Annotated in this window: 13 protein-coding genes; 9 read left to right on the top strand and 4 right to left on the bottom strand. The window is 71.4% G+C overall.

Features of this window, described 5'->3' with window-relative positions; all coding sequences use genetic code 11:
- Nucleotides 1–91: 91 nt before the first annotated feature.
- From ACWPQI_RS08600 to ACWPQI_RS08630, 7 genes are all read left to right on the top strand, one after another.
- The gene (locus ACWPQI_RS08600) at nucleotides 92–2,899 is read left to right on the top strand and encodes a DEAD/DEAH box helicase (RefSeq protein ID WP_026137995.1); all 2,808 of its coding nucleotides are present in this window, start codon (nucleotides 92–94) and stop codon (nucleotides 2,897–2,899) included.
- Nucleotides 2,896–3,654: an SWIM zinc finger family protein gene (locus ACWPQI_RS08605; protein ID WP_010595848.1), complete on the top strand. Its 759-nt coding sequence runs from the start codon at nucleotides 2,896–2,898 to the stop codon at nucleotides 3,652–3,654. The genes ACWPQI_RS08600 and ACWPQI_RS08605 overlap by 4 nt, the downstream gene beginning before the upstream one ends.
- Before the next feature lie 189 nt (nucleotides 3,655–3,843).
- Nucleotides 3,844–5,349 carry a CoA-acylating methylmalonate-semialdehyde dehydrogenase gene (locus ACWPQI_RS08610; protein ID WP_010595849.1) on the top strand — a complete coding sequence of 502 codons (1,506 nt, stop codon included), beginning with the start codon at nucleotides 3,844–3,846 and terminating at the stop codon, nucleotides 5,347–5,349.
- A 13-nt stretch (nucleotides 5,350–5,362) separates the two neighbouring features.
- Nucleotides 5,363–6,517, top strand: coding sequence for an isobutyryl-CoA dehydrogenase (locus ACWPQI_RS08615; protein ID WP_010595850.1), 1,155 nt, complete (start codon nucleotides 5,363–5,365; stop codon nucleotides 6,515–6,517).
- Nucleotides 6,514–7,575, top strand: a complete 1,062-nt coding sequence (locus tag ACWPQI_RS08620; protein WP_010595851.1) for an enoyl-CoA hydratase/isomerase family protein — start codon at nucleotides 6,514–6,516, stop codon at nucleotides 7,573–7,575. Before ACWPQI_RS08615 ends, ACWPQI_RS08620 begins: the two co-directional genes overlap by 4 nt.
- A gap of 1 nt (nucleotide 7,576) precedes the next feature.
- A complete protein-coding gene (gene mmsB / locus ACWPQI_RS08625; RefSeq protein WP_010595852.1) occupies nucleotides 7,577–8,485 on the top strand; it encodes a 3-hydroxyisobutyrate dehydrogenase in 909 nt (302 codons plus the stop codon).
- The gene (locus ACWPQI_RS08630) at nucleotides 8,482–9,258 is read left to right on the top strand and encodes an enoyl-CoA hydratase (RefSeq protein ID WP_474738761.1); all 777 of its coding nucleotides are present in this window, start codon (nucleotides 8,482–8,484) and stop codon (nucleotides 9,256–9,258) included. Before mmsB ends, ACWPQI_RS08630 begins: the two co-directional genes overlap by 4 nt.
- Nucleotides 9,259–9,314: 56 nt before the next feature.
- Here ACWPQI_RS08630 and ACWPQI_RS08635 read toward each other — a convergent pair whose 3' ends face one another.
- Entirely contained in the window at nucleotides 9,315–9,842 is a 528-nt protein-coding gene (locus ACWPQI_RS08635) for a MarR family winged helix-turn-helix transcriptional regulator (RefSeq protein WP_010595854.1), read from the bottom strand.
- 177 nt (nucleotides 9,843–10,019) lie between these two features.
- On the opposite strand from ACWPQI_RS08635, the gene ACWPQI_RS08640 reads away from it, so the two are divergent.
- Nucleotides 10,020–10,565, top strand: coding sequence for an arsenate reductase/protein-tyrosine-phosphatase family protein (locus tag ACWPQI_RS08640; RefSeq protein WP_010595855.1), 546 nt, complete (start codon nucleotides 10,020–10,022; stop codon nucleotides 10,563–10,565).
- Here ACWPQI_RS08640 and ACWPQI_RS08645 read toward each other — a convergent pair.
- The 3 genes from ACWPQI_RS08645 to ACWPQI_RS08655 are packed head-to-tail and all read right to left on the bottom strand — an operon-like array spanning nucleotide 10,550 to nucleotide 13,721.
- Entirely contained in the window at nucleotides 10,550–11,698 is a 1,149-nt protein-coding gene (locus ACWPQI_RS08645) for a sulfotransferase family protein (RefSeq protein WP_010595856.1), read from the bottom strand. The genes ACWPQI_RS08640 and ACWPQI_RS08645 overlap by 16 nt on opposite strands.
- Before the next feature lie 59 nt (nucleotides 11,699–11,757).
- Complete coding sequence (locus ACWPQI_RS08650; RefSeq protein WP_040275889.1) at nucleotides 11,758–12,558, bottom strand: SDR family oxidoreductase; 801 nt, start codon at nucleotides 12,556–12,558, stop codon at nucleotides 11,758–11,760.
- The gene (locus tag ACWPQI_RS08655; RefSeq protein WP_268965472.1) at nucleotides 12,555–13,721 is read right to left on the bottom strand and encodes a hypothetical protein; all 1,167 of its coding nucleotides are present in this window, start codon (nucleotides 13,719–13,721) and stop codon (nucleotides 12,555–12,557) included. Before ACWPQI_RS08655 ends, ACWPQI_RS08650 begins: the two co-directional genes overlap by 4 nt.
- Nucleotides 13,722–13,804: 83 nt before the next feature.
- Between ACWPQI_RS08655 and ACWPQI_RS08660 the strand changes: the two genes are divergently transcribed.
- A complete protein-coding gene (locus ACWPQI_RS08660) occupies nucleotides 13,805–14,719 on the top strand; it encodes an IclR family transcriptional regulator (protein WP_474738762.1) in 915 nt (304 codons plus the stop codon).
- The last annotated feature ends 132 nt before the right edge of the window (nucleotides 14,720–14,851 follow it).

Here is a 14,851-nt window from a genome sequence, read left to right on the forward strand (position 1 = left end):
ATCCAGGGTCGATCGTCCCCGGCGCACGCCCGCTCGTCCCGCGCCCCGGCCTGCGCCGGCGGTGTCGGGCACGACTGGCACCATGGTGGGCATGCTGCACGGGTTGTGGTCACCGGGGGCGGGCCTGATGCTGTGGCGCGACGACGAGCACCCGGCCGACGACACACCGGCTGTCCTGCGCCGATGGATCGACCGCCCGTTCCGGCACCGCGTCGAACTGCGACTGCCCGGCGACGACGCACCGCGGCCGCTCCCCGCGGTGGCGATCGCGCCTGCCGACGCCGCGGAGCTGCTGCTGGCGTTGCCCCGGCACGCCGAGACGGTGGCCGGGGACCTGCGGTACCTCGCCCACGTCGCCCGCGGCATCGAGCGGTGGGCACAGGCCGGGCGGGTGGCCCCGGAACTGCACCGCGCCGACGGGCAGTGGTGGGCGCGGTGGCGCCTGCTCGGCGGCGACCGGATCCGAGCCTGGACGGCCGAGCTGTCCGCCGCGATGCCGCCGGTGCAGCGGCAGGCCGGGCGGCCCGCGGCGCTGCTCGACGACCTCGTCACCGAACTCACCGATCCGATCACCCGGTCCCTGATCGGCAACGTCGGTACTTCCCTGCACCCGTTGATCGCGGCCCTGGCCGAGGGGCAACCGCACCACAGTGGCACCCAGCGCATGGCCGACGCACTGGACGAATGGCGGTCCTCGCTCGCCGGAAACGAGCCCGACCTGGTGCTGCGACTCGTCGAGCCGGAAGACGACGAGGACGAGGCCATCGGCGCCGACACCCTGTGGCGGCTCGAGGTGTGTCTGCGCTCGGAGGGACAGGCACCGGCGCCGGTGCCGGTGGACGGCTCCGACGCGCAGCTGCTGCAGATCGGGATCCGCAAGCTCGGCGCCGCCCTGAAGGCGTATCCGCGGTTGCAGGACGTGCCGCGCGACCCGGACAGCCTCGACCTGTTGCTGCCGACCGGGGTGGTGACAGATCTGGTGGAGCACGGCGGCCGCGCACTGGCGGATGCCGGCGTGGCGCTGCTGCTGCCCCGCGCCTGGGCGCGGCTCGAGCCGTCGCTGCGGCTGCAGGTGTCCTCGCCGGTGGCGCCCGTCGCCGCCGAGGACGACACCGTCGGCATGAACGCGCTCGTCTCGTTCGAGTGGCAGCTCGCCGTGGGCGACATGCTGCTCACCCCCGCCGAGATGGAACGGCTGATCGCGGCCAACAGCGACCTGGTCAAGCTGCGTGGCAAGTGGGTGCAGGCGGATCCGCTCGCGCTCGCCCGGGCCGCCCGCTACGTCGCCGGCCAGGGCGCGACGGACGCGACGCTGGCGACGTTGTTCGGCCGGTTCACCGGCGACGAGCCACCACCGGTGGAGGTCACCGACGTCGCCGCGACCGGCTGGGTCGCGACCCTGCTCGACGGGCAGGTCCGGCCCGAGGCGGTGCCGTCCCCGCCCGGCCTGCATGCGACCCTGCGCCCGTACCAGCAGCGCGGCCTCGAGTGGCTGGCGTTCATGAGCGGCCTCGGGCTCGGCGCCGTGCTGGCCGACGACATGGGTCTCGGCAAGACCGTGCAGGTGCTCGCGCTGCTCGCCCACGAACGGGCCGGCGACGTCGCCACCGATCCGACGCTGCTGGTGTGCCCGATGTCGGTGGTGGGCAACTGGCAGCGCGAGGCCCAGCGGTTCGTGCCGGGCCTGCGCGTGCACGTCCACCACGGCCCGGCGCGGCTGCGCGACGCCGCCCTGGCCGCGGCGGTCGCCGACAGCGACCTGGTGATCACGACGTACGCGCTCGTCGCGCGGGACGTGACGCAGTTGCGGTCGCTGCGGTGGGGCCGGGTGGTGCTCGACGAGGCCCAGCACGTGAAGAATGCCGCGACCGCGCAGTCCCGCGCGACGCGGGCGGTCCCCGCGCGGCACCGCATCGCGCTCACCGGCACCCCCGTCGAGAACCGGCTCGAGGAGCTGCGCTCGATCCTCGACTTCGCCAATCCCCGCCTGCTCGGTTCGCCGGCGACGTTCCGCGCCCGGTTCGCCGTTCCGATCGAGCGGGAACGCGACGCGGCGGCCGCCGCGCGGTTGCGGGCGCTCACGTCGCCGTTCGTGCTGCGCCGCGTCAAGACCGACCCGTCGGTGATCTCGGATCTGCCGGAGAAGTTCGAGCAGACGGTGCGGGCCAATCTCACCGCCGAGCAGGCGGCGCTGTACCGGGCGGTGGTCGACGAGATGATGCGGCAGATCCGGGACAAGGAGGGGATGGCCCGCAAGGGCGCGGTGCTCGCCGCGCTGACCCGGCTCAAACAGGTGTGCAACCATCCGGCGCACTACCTGGGCGACGGCTCCGGGGTGCTGCGCCGCGGCCGGCACCGGTCGGGCAAGCTCGGGCTGGTGGAGGACATCGTCGAGTCGATCCTCGCCGACGGCGAGAAGGCCCTGCTGTTCACGCAGTTCCGGGAGTTCGGCGACCTGATCGCGCCGTATCTGGCCGAGCGCTTCGGCACCACGGTGCCGTTCCTGCACGGCGGCGTGTCCAAGGGCCGGCGCGATGCGATGGTCGCCGCGTTCCAGGGCGACGACGGTCCGCCGATGATGCTGCTCTCGCTCAAGGCCGGCGGTACCGGTTTGAACCTGACGGCCGCGAATCACGTGGTGCACCTGGATCGTTGGTGGAACCCGGCGGTGGAGAACCAGGCCACCGACCGGGCGTTCCGCATCGGCCAGCGCCGCGACGTGCAGGTCCGCAAGCTCGTGTGCGTGGGCACCCTGGAGGAGCGGATCGACGAGATGATCTCGGGGAAGCAGGAATTGGCGGAGCTCGCCGTGGGAGCCGGCGAGAACTGGATCACCGAGCTGTCCACCGAGCAACTGCACTCGCTGCTGTCCCTGGGCGACGAGGCGGTGGGCGAATGAGCCCGGCGGGCGGGTTCGATCGCTACGGCAAGCGCCGGCGGGTCGTCGGCGGCATCGAGGCGCGGACCAAACGCGGCTCGATCGGACGCACCTGGTGGTCGAAGGAGCTGGTTGCGGCGATGGAGCAGGTCGCCGACAAGGGCCGGCTCGCGCGGGGCCGGACCTATGCCCGGTCGGGTCAGGTGGTCTCGATGCGGCTCGAGCCCGGCGCGGCGGTGGGGGAGGTGCAGGGCAGCCAGCTGCGCCCGTTCACCTCGACGGTGACCATCCGCACCCTCGACGAGGACGCGGTCGCGGACCTGATCGACCGGGTGCGGTCCGCGCCGGGCATGCTGGTCCGGCTCGCGGGGGGTGCGCTGCCGGAGGAGCTGGGTCCGCTGCTGCTCCCGCGGCGTGCCGGTGAGCTGGACTTCGATTGCACCTGCCCGGACGACGGGTGGCCGTGCAAGCACGCGGCGGCGGTGGCCTACCTGCTGGCCGAGCACGTCGACGAGCAGCCGCTGGCGGTGCTCACCCTGCGCGGGGTCGACCTGAGCACGGTGATCGGTGGGGTGGACGAGGCCGAGGCCGGCGACGAGGATTTCTACGGGAACGAGATCCGGTTGCCGGATCTGCCGGCCGAGCCGTACCGGCCCGCGCCCGAGGATCTCGATCCGACGCTGCTGCGCCGGGCGCTGCGGGCGGGCGGCACGGACGAGTCGGTCGTCCTCCGCGGCACGTCGGACCTCGAGGAGATGTACCGGCGGCTGCGATAGGCCGCTCCGCGGCCCGTGCGTCCTTTGGGCGGCTGGGGCAGCCCAAAGGAGACACCGGCGGCGAAGCCGCCTATGGACATACATGGACTTCCAACTATAGGATGAGCACACATTGCTGGGGGTGCCGCCCGCTGCCCCCGATCATCCCACCGAAACACCAGAATTCGACCAGTTAGGACGGATCCGGACATGAGCGTTCGAGAACTCACCCACTTCGTCGGGGGCAAGCACATCCCCGGCGCCTCCGACCGGTTCGCCGACGTCTTCGACCCCAACACCGGTGAGGTGCAGGCCCGCGTTCCCCTCGCCGACGTCGCCGAGACCGAGGCCGTCATCGCGAACGCCGTCGAGGCGCAGAAGGAATGGGCGGCGTTCAACCCGCAGAAGCGCGCCCGGGTGCTGATGAAGTTCCTGCAGCTCGTGCAGGACGACATGGAGAACCTGGCCCGGTTGCTGTCCTCCGAGCACGGCAAGACCGTCGCCGACGCCAAGGGCGACATCCAGCGCGGCCTCGAGGTGATCGAGTTCGCCACCGGCATCCCGCACCTGCTCAAGGGCGAGTTCACCGACTCCGCCGGCACCGGCATCGACGTCTACTCGATGCGCCAGCCGCTCGGCGTCGTCGCCGGCATCACCCCGTTCAACTTCCCCGCGATGATCCCGCTGTGGAAGGCCGGCCCGGCCATCGCGTGCGGAAACGCGTTCGTGCTCAAGCCTTCCGAGCGCGACCCGTCCGTGCCGCTGCGCCTGGCCGAGCTGTTCATCGAGGCCGGGCTGCCCGCCGGCGTGTTCAACGTCGTCAACGGCGACAAGACCGTCGTCGACGTGCTGCTCACAGACGAGCGCATCAAGGCCGTCGGCTTCGTCGGCTCCACCCCGATCGCCCAGTACATCTACGAGACCGCCGCCGCCCACGGCAAGCGCGCCCAGTGCTTCGGCGGCGCCAAGAACCACGCGATCGTCATGCCCGACGCCGACATGGACCAGGTGGCGGACGCCCTCGTCGGCGCCGGCTACGGCTCCGCCGGTGAGCGCTGCATGGCGATCTCCGTCGCCGTGCCGGTCGGCGAGGAGGCCGCCGATGCGCTCGTCGCCAAGCTCACCGAACGCGTCGGAAAGCTGAAGGTCGGCCGCAGTGACGACCCGAACGCCGACTTCGGCCCGCTGGTCACCGCCGAGGCGCGCCAGCGGGTGCACGACTACATCCAGTCCGGCATCGACGAGGGCGCGCAGCTCGTCGTCGACGGGCGCGACTTCGTGCTCGAGGGCCACGAGAACGGCTTCTTCTCCGGCGCCACCCTGTTCGACAACGTCACCCCCGAGATGAAGATCTACCGCGAGGAGATCTTCGGCCCCGTCGTGATCGTCGTCCGCGCGCACGACTACGAGGAGGCCCTGCGGCTGCCCTCGGAGCACGAGTACGGCAACGGCGTGGCGATCTTCACCCGCGACGGCGACACCGCCCGCGACTTCACCAACCGTGTCAACGTCGGCATGGTCGGCGTGAACGTGCCCATCCCGGTGCCGATCGCGTACCACACCTTCGGCGGCTGGAAGCGGTCCGGCTTCGGCGACCTCAACCAGCACGGACCGGACTCGATCCGCTTCTACACCAAGACCAAGACGGTCACCCAGCGCTGGTTCTCCGGCGTCAAGGAGCACGCGGATCACTTCGTCATCCCGACGATGGACTAGGCAGAGGTAGCAGATGTTCACCCTCACCGACGACGACCGGGCGATCCGCGACACCGCCCGCGACTTCGCCGCCGAGTTCCTCGCCCCGAACGCGGTCGAATGGGACCAGAACAAGCACTTCCCGGTCGACGTCCTGCGCAAGGCCGCGGCGCTCGGCATGGGCGGCATCTACGTCCGCGAGGACGTCGGCGGGTCGGGCCTGCGCCGTCTCGACTCCGTCCGGATCTTCGAGGAACTCGCCAAGGGCTGCCCGTCGATCGCCGCGTACATCTCCATCCACAACATGGTCACGTGGATGATCGACCGGTTCGGCAACGACGAGCAGCGCCGCCGCTGGGTCCCCGGACTGTGCACGATGGACCAGCTCGCCAGCTACTGCCTGACCGAGCCCGGCGCCGGCTCCGACGCGGCGGCCCTGAGCACCAGGGCCGTCCGCGACGGCGACGAGTACGTCCTGACCGGCGGCAAGCAGTTCATCTCCGGCGCCGGCACGTCGGACGTGTACGTGGTGATGGCCCGCACCGGTGAGCCCGGCCCGCGCGGCATCTCCGCGATCATCGTCCCGAAGGACACCCCCGGGCTGTCCTTCGGTGCCAACGAGAAGAAGATGGGCTGGAACGCCCAGCCCACCCGTCAGGTGATCTTCGACGGCGCCCGCGTGCCCGCCGAGAACCTTCTCGGCGAGGAGGGCAGCGGCTTCCGCATCGCCATGCACGGGCTCAACGGCGGCCGGCTCAACATCGCCGCGTGCTCGGTCGGTGGCGCCCAGGCCGCGCTCGACAAGACCGTCGGGTATCTCGCCGAGCGCAAGGCGTTCGGCGAGCGGCTGCTCGACTCGCAGGCCCTGCAGTTCCGGCTCGCCGACATGCGCACCGGCATCGAGGCCTCCCGCACGCTGCTCTGGCGCGCCGCCGACGCCCTCGACCGGGGTGCCGACGACGTCGTCGAGCTGTGCGCGATGGCGAAGCGGTTCGCCACCGACGCCTGCTTCGACGTCGCCAACGACGCGCTGCAACTGCACGGTGGTTACGGCTATCTTGCCGAGTACGGACTCGAGAAGATCGTGCGGGATCTGCGCGTACACCAGATCCTCGAAGGAACCAACGAGATCATGCGGGTGGTCGTCGCGCGCAGCGTGGTGGCCGCGGCGCAGAACGGAGCGAAATGACCGAGACGGAAGACGTCCTCGTCCGGGTCTCCGGCGGCATCGGCCGGATCACCCTCAACCGGCCCAAGGCCATCAACGCCCTGAACTACGACATGGTGAAGGCGATGGCCGCCGCGCTCGACGAGTGGGCCGGGGACGACTCGGTCCGCGCGGTCGTCGTGGACGGGGCGGGGGAGCGCGGCCTGTGCGCCGGCGGCGACATCGTCTCGATCTACCACGACGCCCGCGACGGCGGCACCGGCTCGCAGGACTTCTGGCGCGACGAGTACATCCTCAACGCCGCCATCGGCCGCTACCCGAAGCCGTACGTCGCGATCATGGACGGCATCGTCATGGGCGGCGGCGTCGGGATCGCCGCCCACGGCAACGTCCGGATCGTCACCGAACGCTCCACGATCGCGATGCCCGAGGTGGGCATCGGCTTCGTCCCCGACGTGGGCGGCACCTGGCTGCTCTCGCGCGCCCCGGGCGAGCTCGGCACCCACCTCGCGCTGACCACCGGTCGCATGAAGGCCGGCGACGCCATAGCCCTCGGTTTCGCCGACCATTTCGTGCCGTCCGAGGCGCTCGACAAATTCGTCGCCGCCCTCGAATCCGGCACGGTCGACGAGGCGCTCGCCGAATTCGCCCGACCGGCCCCGGAGTCGCCGCTGCTCGCGCAGCGCTCCTGGATCGACGCCGCCTACTCCGCGCCGACCGTCGAGGAGATCGTCGCCCGCCTGCAGACCGCCGAGGAGCCCGAGGCCCGCGCGGCCGCCGAGCAGATCCTCGGCAAGTCGCCCGTCGCGCTGAAGGCGACCCTGCGCTCGGTGCGGCACGCCCGCGAACTCGGCAGCCTCGAAGAGGTGCTGAACGAGGAGTACCGGGTCTCGCTGGCGTCACTGCGCTCGCACGATCTCGTCGAGGGCATCCGCGCCCAGGTGGTCGACAAGGACCGCAACCCGGCGTGGTCGCCGGCGACCCTCGCCGACGTCACCGACGCCGACGTCGACGCGTACTTCCAGCCCCTCGGCGAGCTCGAACTCGGCCTCGCCGCACCCGAGAAGGAAACCGCCTGACATGAGCACTCTGCCGAACGTCGCCTTCCTCGGTCTCGGCCACATGGGCGGGCCGATGGCCGCGAACCTCGTCAAGGCCGGCTACCCGGTCACCGGCTACGACCCGGTGCCCGCCGCCCAGGAACAGGGCCGCGCCGACGGACTCACGATCGTCGAGTCCGCGACCGACGCGGTCCGCGACGCCGACGTCGTGATCACCATGCTGCCCAACGGTGCCCTCGTGCTGAAGCTGTACGACGAGGTCCTGTCGGCCGCTCGGCCGAACACCCTGTTCGTCGACAGCTCCACCATCGACGTCGCCGACGCCCGCGCCGCCCACGAGAAGGCGGTGCAGGCCGGGCACCGCGCGATCGACGCGCCCGTCTCCGGCGGTGTCGCGGGCGCCGCCGCCGGCACCCTGGCCTTCATGGTCGGCGGGTCGGAGGAGGACTTCGAGGCCGCGAAGCCGCTGCTCGAGGTCATGGGCCGCAAGGTCGTGCACTGCGGCGGGTCCGGCGTCGGCCAGGCCGCCAAGATCTGCAACAACATGATCCTCGGCGTGTCGATGATCGCGATCAGCGAGGCCTTCGTCCTCGGTGAGAAGCTCGGCCTGACCAACCAGGCCCTCTTCGACGTCGCGTCCAACGCCTCCGGCCAGTGCTGGGCGCTGACCAGCAACTGCCCGGTGCCCGGCCCGGTGCCCACCACCCCCGCCAACAACGACTACCAGCCCGGGTTCGCCGCCGCGCTCATGGACAAGGACCTCGGCCTGGCCGCGAATGCGTTGCGCGCCAACAACGTCGACGCCGAGTTGGGTCTGCGGGCCGCGGAGATCTACCACCGGTTCAACACCTCGGGTGGCGGCGGGCTGGACTTCTCGGCCATCATCACCGAGATCCGCAACCGCTCGACAGAACAGGAAACCCAGTGACGGACTTCGAGACGATCCTGCTCGACCGCAAGGACCGCGTCGGCATCATCACGCTCAACCGGCCCAAGGCGCTCAACGCCCTCAACAGCCAGCTGATGCGCGAGTTGGTGGCGGCCGTCGAGGAACTCGACGCCGACGCCGGCATCGGTGCGATCCTGCTCACCGGATCCGAGAAGGCGTTCGCCGCGGGCGCGGACATCAAGGAGATGGCGCCGAAGACGTTCTCCGAGGTGTACGCGGAAGATCTGTTCTCCCAGTGGGATCGGCTCTCGTCGATCCGGAAGCCGATCGTCGCCGCCGTCTCCGGGTACGCCCTCGGCGGCGGCTGCGAACTGGCGATGCTGTGCGACTTCATCATCGCCTCGGACACCGCCAAGTTCGGCCAGCCCGAGATCAAGCTCGGCGTCATCCCCGGCATCGGCGGCTCGCAGCGGCTCACCCGCGCCGTGGGCAAGGCCAAGGCGATGGACATGTGCCTGACCGGCCGGAACATGGACGCCGAGGAGGCCGAGCGGGCGGGCCTGGTGTCGCGCGTCGTGCCGGCCGCGGAACTGTTCGACGTGGCGCTCGAGGCCGCGACCACGATCGCGTCGATGTCGCTGCCCGTCGCGATGATGGCCAAGGAAGCGGTGAACCGGTCCTTCGAGACCACCCTCGCCGAGGGCGTGAAGTTCGAACGCCGGGTGTTCCACTCGACGTTCGCCACCGCCGACCAGAAGGAAGGCATGGCCGCGTTCGTCGAGAAGCGTGCACCGAAGTTCGAGCACGCCTGATCGTCCGAAACACACCGGGGCCGTTCCGCACTCGTGCGGAACGGCCCCGGTGTGTTTCACCAGCGGCTGGGCTCGCCGCCGGTGTCGAAGTCGCCGGCGTCGTGGCGCAGGCCCGCCAGGATGCGCAGCAGCGTCTCGAGCTGATCGTCGGGCACGCCGGGGCGCGCGAACACCTCGGCGTTGAGCTTCTCGGTGGTCGCGACGGCCAGCGCGCGTCCCTCGTCGGTCAGTTCCACCAACGTCGCGCGACGGTCGCTCGGGTGCGGGGTGCGGCGCACCAGACCGGCGGTCTCGAGCCGGTCGACGGCGTTCGTGACGCTGGTCGGGTGGACCTGCAGGCGGGCGCTGGCCTTCGCCATCGGCAGCGCCCCGGTCCGGGTGAAATGCAGCAGCGTCAGCAGCTCGTACCGGGCGAAGGTGAGCCCGAACGGTTTGAGGACCTCCTCGACCCGCGCCATCATGATCTGCTGCGCGCGCATCACCGAGGTCACCGCGGCCATGCCGTCCGCGACCTCGCCCCAGCCGTGGGCCGTCCACTGGCGGTGGGCCTCGGCGATCGGATCGAGCGGTAGCGGTGCGGGCATACGTCGATCATCCCACGTGGTGCCGCGTGGAGGTGACGCGGACACAGCTTCCGCGCCCCGCGCGGCCGGCCGCCGAGGGTGAACGACACGCAACGGCCGGAACAACGTCGCATGAACCCGCGAGGACATCCAAATGTGGCCGCCCGCCGCTCGATTCGCGACGGCTAGAGTGCGCGCGTGCACATCCTGTTCGTCTGCAGCGGCAACGTCTGCCGGTCCGTGATCGCGGAGCGGCTGACGCGGGCGTACGCGTGCGAGTCCGGGTGGGCCGACCTGACCGCCGAGAGCGCCGGCACCCGGGCCCTCGTCGGGTATCCCGTCGAGCCGCGGGCGGCCGCGGTCATCGCCGGACTCGGTGCGGATGCGAGCGATTTCCGCGCCCGCCGGGTGACCGCCGCGATGGTCGACGGCGCCGACCTGGTCCTGACCATGAGCGAGGAGCAGCGCGACCGCGTGTCCGGCCTGGTCGCCGGCGCCGCGGCGAAGTCGTTCACCCTCACCGAGGCGCACCGCATCGCGACCGTCACCGGCGCGGCGACGGTCGCGCGGCTCGATGCCTGCCGGGATCCGAGCGGCGCGGCCCGGACCCCGAACATTCCCGACCCGATCGGCCTGTCCGCGCCGGTGTTCGTCGAGACCGGGGACCTGATCGCCGCGGCGCTGTTCCCGCTGCTCGACGTCCTCGCGGGCGCGGCGGTCGCCGTCGGTCAGCGGCAGGCGTAGTCCCCGAATCGTTCGTCCACCTCGGCCGCGCTCAACCCGAAGTCCTCGAGCCGGTAGCGGTGCGCCGGCCGGCGATCCCCGCTGCGGCTCTCGGCGTGCAGCGCGGCCATCGCCTGCTCGGCGCCGGCGGTGAGCCGGATGCCGAGCCGGTCGTAGACCGCGCCCACCGTGCCGAGGGGATCGGCGACGAAGTCGCGGTAGTCCACGTCGACGAACCGGTCCGGGTCGCGCCGGCGCCGGGCCGCCTCGAAGGTGTCGAACCCGCGCGCCCACAGCTCGAGCTGGCTGCGCCCGATGCGCTCGCCGCGGAAGGTGTGCGACCAGCCGTCGGTGGCGTGCGCGGCCAGGCTGCACACCGACGGGATCACGGTGCGCGGGTCGCGGTGGGTGACGACGATCAGCGCGTCGGGGTAGACGGTGAGCAGTTCGTCGAGGGCGAACAGGTGGCTCGGGTTCTTCAGGACCCAGCGCTTGTCGGCGTCCGGCAGCCCGATCAGCTGCAGGTTCCTGCGGTGCCGGGCGTACGCGCCGGTCCAGTCCTGCTGCGCGAGCCACCGCGAGTAGGTGGGCAGATGCGCGAGGCATTCGTACGACACCGACCGGAAGGACTGTCGCAGCAGCTGCCAGCACTCCTCGACCTCGCCCGCGGACATGTAGTGCACGCCCATGAACTCGGGGTGCTCGACGTGATGCTGCGCGAATCCCGCTTCGAGCGCGGCGAACGCCGGGTTCTGGGGCCACGTCTCGCGCGGGGGCCGGGGCTGCGGCATCTCCGTCAGCCACATCTCGAGTCCCTGGTGGGCGGGGTCGGCGGTGAGCAGGCGGTGCAGGGCGGTGGTGCCGGTGCGGGGCAGCCCGGTGACGAAGATCGGGCGCTCGATCGTCACGTCGGCGTGTTCGGGGTGGGCACGCCAGGCCGCCTCGCTCAGCAGGCGGGCGACGAGGGCGCCGCGCAGGAACACCCGCGACATCTTGCTGCCCAGCGGGGTGAGCTGCTCGTCGCGCGCATACGAGTCGAGCAGGACGCCGAGGGCGTCGGTGTAGTCGTCGTCGCCGAAGTCGGTCAGGCCGGTCAGCCGGGTCGCGGAGGCGTGCAGGTCCTCGACGGTGCCGACGCTGGTGCGCTCGGTCATGGATCTCCGATCCCCGTGCGCGGTTTCGGTAGCAGTGGCTACCGAAACCGCGCACGGCTTCAGTGGTGGTATTCGCCGCAGTTCACGTCCAGGCACTGGCCGGTGACGGCCCGGGCCAGGGGGGAGGCGAGGAAGATCACGGTGTCGGCCACCTCCTCGGTGGTGGGCAGACGCCCGAGATCGGTGCCGGCCGCGGTGTGCTGATAGATCTGCTCGACGGTGGTGCCGTACTTGCCCGCCTGGTGCTCGAAGTAGCCCTTCAGCGTCTCACCCCAGATATAACCGGGGGCAACGGAATTGACGCGGATGCCCTGGGGGCCCAGTTCGGTGGCGAGGGACTGCGACATCGCCAGCAGGGCGGACTTGGCGAGCTTGTAACTGCCGTAGCGCTCCTGTGAATGCCGCAGCACCATCGAATTGATGTTCACCACCGAGCCCTTCGTCCCGGCCAGGGCCTCGGTGAACAACTGCGTCAGGCGCAGCGCCCCGAGGACGGTGAGTTCGATGCTGTCGCGGATCTGCTGGAAGTCGGTGCGGGCCAGCGGCTTCATCGAGGGCACCGAGAATGCGTTGTTGACCAGCGTGTCCACCCGGCCGAACTCGCGGAGGGTCGTCTCGACGAGCCGGGACGCGGAGTCGGTGTCGGCGATGTCGGTCGGGACCGCCAGGGCCCGTCGGCCCCGGGCCGTGACCTCGGCCGCGACGTCCTCGAGGCGGGCGGTCGTTCGGGCGGCGAGGACGACGTCGGCCCCGTGCTCGGCGCACCGCACCGCGAGAGTGCGGCCGAGTCCCGGCCCGACACCGCTGACCACGACGACCTGTCCGGCGAGCAGGGGGTTCGGGGTGGTCACGGCGCTCACCCGAGCATCCGGTCGGCGATCGCGGTCTGGCGGGCGGCAATCCGCCCGGACCACTGCTCCGGCGTGACGCGGTTGTGGTCGAGGAACGGCAGTGCGGCCGGCACGTCGTCGAACGGGACCACCTCGGCGGTGGGGCTGTCCGCGGCCGTGAGTTCGCGGGCGAGCCGTTGCCAGCGGAACTGCAGGAACCCGCGGCTGCGGCCCAGGGTCTCGACCCAGTTGGCGACGCCGGGGTTGCGGGCGGAGACGACCATGCGGATCATCCCGTCCGGATCCACTTGGGCCTGCGCGTTGTTCAGCGACGTCTGGTGGTGGACGTAGTCCAGGGAGATGTACCAGAGGCTGCCCAGCTGGAAGCCCTGGTAGGGCGCGTCGGAGGCGGGGACGGTGAGGATCATCGCCTCGTCGTCGCCCAGATCGAAGTGCCCGACGGACGAGTACTGCGTGGCCAGGCCACCAGGCGTCGGCCGCGGAGCGGTGACCGTGTTGACCGGCAGGTCGAGGTAGAACCACTGCGGGAACTGCAGCCACGTCTGCACCCGCGACACCAGCGCTTTCCCGGCGCGCCGGTAGCGGGCGGCGGCATCGTCGTGCGTCGGTTCGGGCGGCGGGGTGCCGAGCGCATCGACCCGGTCGATGCGCAGGGTGCCGCGCCGCTGGGACCAGTCGCTGTAGACCTCTCGCACGACGAGCTGCGACGAACCGGGGGTGAGGGTGAAGTAGTTGTTCCCGGGGTCGGCGGGCCCGGGGCCGAACCGCGCCTCGAAGGTGCCGTCGTCGGCGACGTGCAGTTCGCGGTCGTCGAATGCGGTGACGTTGCCGGGCACCTGGGCGTCGGTGTAGTTGCCGGCGAGCACCTGGAAGCTCAGGTCGCAGGTCGTGCCGCGACGGCCGGTGACGACGTACTCGGCGTCGTCGCGGATGCGCGCACCCCAGTAGAGGGTGTCGGGGTTGTCGAGCCCCATCTTCGTGTAGGGGCCCGTGCCGGTGACGAACGTGGGATGGGGCGCCTCGACGGCCCACGCCGAGTGCACGCATGCGGCGATCCCGCCGGCGAGGTAGCGGTACCCCTCGATCAGGTCCTGCTCGGTGCGGATGTGCGGCGCCGTCGCGACGAGCTTTTCGGCCTCGGTGATGGCGGACGTGAGCGGATCGGTGAGCACACGATCTCCTTGCGGTTCAAATATGTACCGGTGCGGTAGGCTCCTGGTGCAGCGACGATAGAACGTGTTCCAAGGAGGCGTCAATGACCGAGGCCCCCGCGCCGTCGACCGCGCGGCGTTCGCCACCGACCGAGCGGGTCGTGCAGGTCCTGGACCACCTGGTGGCGCATCCGGAGGCCCGGTTCGGGCTCTCCGAGCTGGCGCGCCGGCTGGGGATGAGCAAGCCGACGTGCCTGGGCATCCTGACCGCCCTGACGGACGCCGGCTACCTGATGCGTCATCCCGCAGACCGGTCGTACGGGCTCGGTCCCGCGCTGATCGTCGCGGGCCGGGCCGCGCAGCGCGGCTTCGCCGTCGGTCCCGTCACCCACCGGCACCTGGCCGCGCTCGGCGCCGAGGTCGGCGCCACCTGCGCCGCGTCGGCCGTCGTGGGCGACCGCATCGCCGTCCTCGACGTCGCCGGGCCCGATCCGGCCGGCGCCGGGGCGAGGGTGGGGGAGGTGTATCCGTTCGCGCCGCCGGTCGGGTTGATGTACGTGCTGTGGGACTCCGACGAGCGGCTCGAGCAGTGGCTCGCACGGGAACCGACGCTTCCGGTGCGGCTGGACCGGGACCGCCTGCGTGACGTGGTCGACGAGTGCCGCGCCGCCGGGTACCTGGTCGAGTCGCTCACGGCCGGTGGCCGGCGGTTGCATGCGCTGATGGCGGGGGTGGCGGCGCACGACCTGCCGGCGGAGCTGCGCGAACTGCTGGGGGAGATGGTGTCCAGCCTGGGGGAGCGCGTGCTGCTGGCCGGGGCGGAACCGGACGATGCCGAGCACCCGGTGAACCTGCTCGCCGCCCCCGTCCACGACGCGGACGGGCGGCAGTCGGTGGTGCTCACCCTCCACGTGGGTGCGACGCTGACCAATCGGGAGATCGCCCGGCGCGGGGTGGCGCTCGTGGCCACCGCCGAAGCCGTCACGCGCGAACTCGGCGGGCGTCGCCCGCCCCGATGACGGCCGAGGCCGCCGCCGGTGCGTCCTTTGGGCTGTCCCCGCAGCCCAAACGACACACCGGCGGCGCAGCCGCCCAGCGGGAGCGTTGACCCGGAACTGAAACCTGTTCTATCGTTCGGGGCGAACCTTTCG

It is taken from the genome of Rhodococcus sp. LMD (assembly GCF_056108245.1).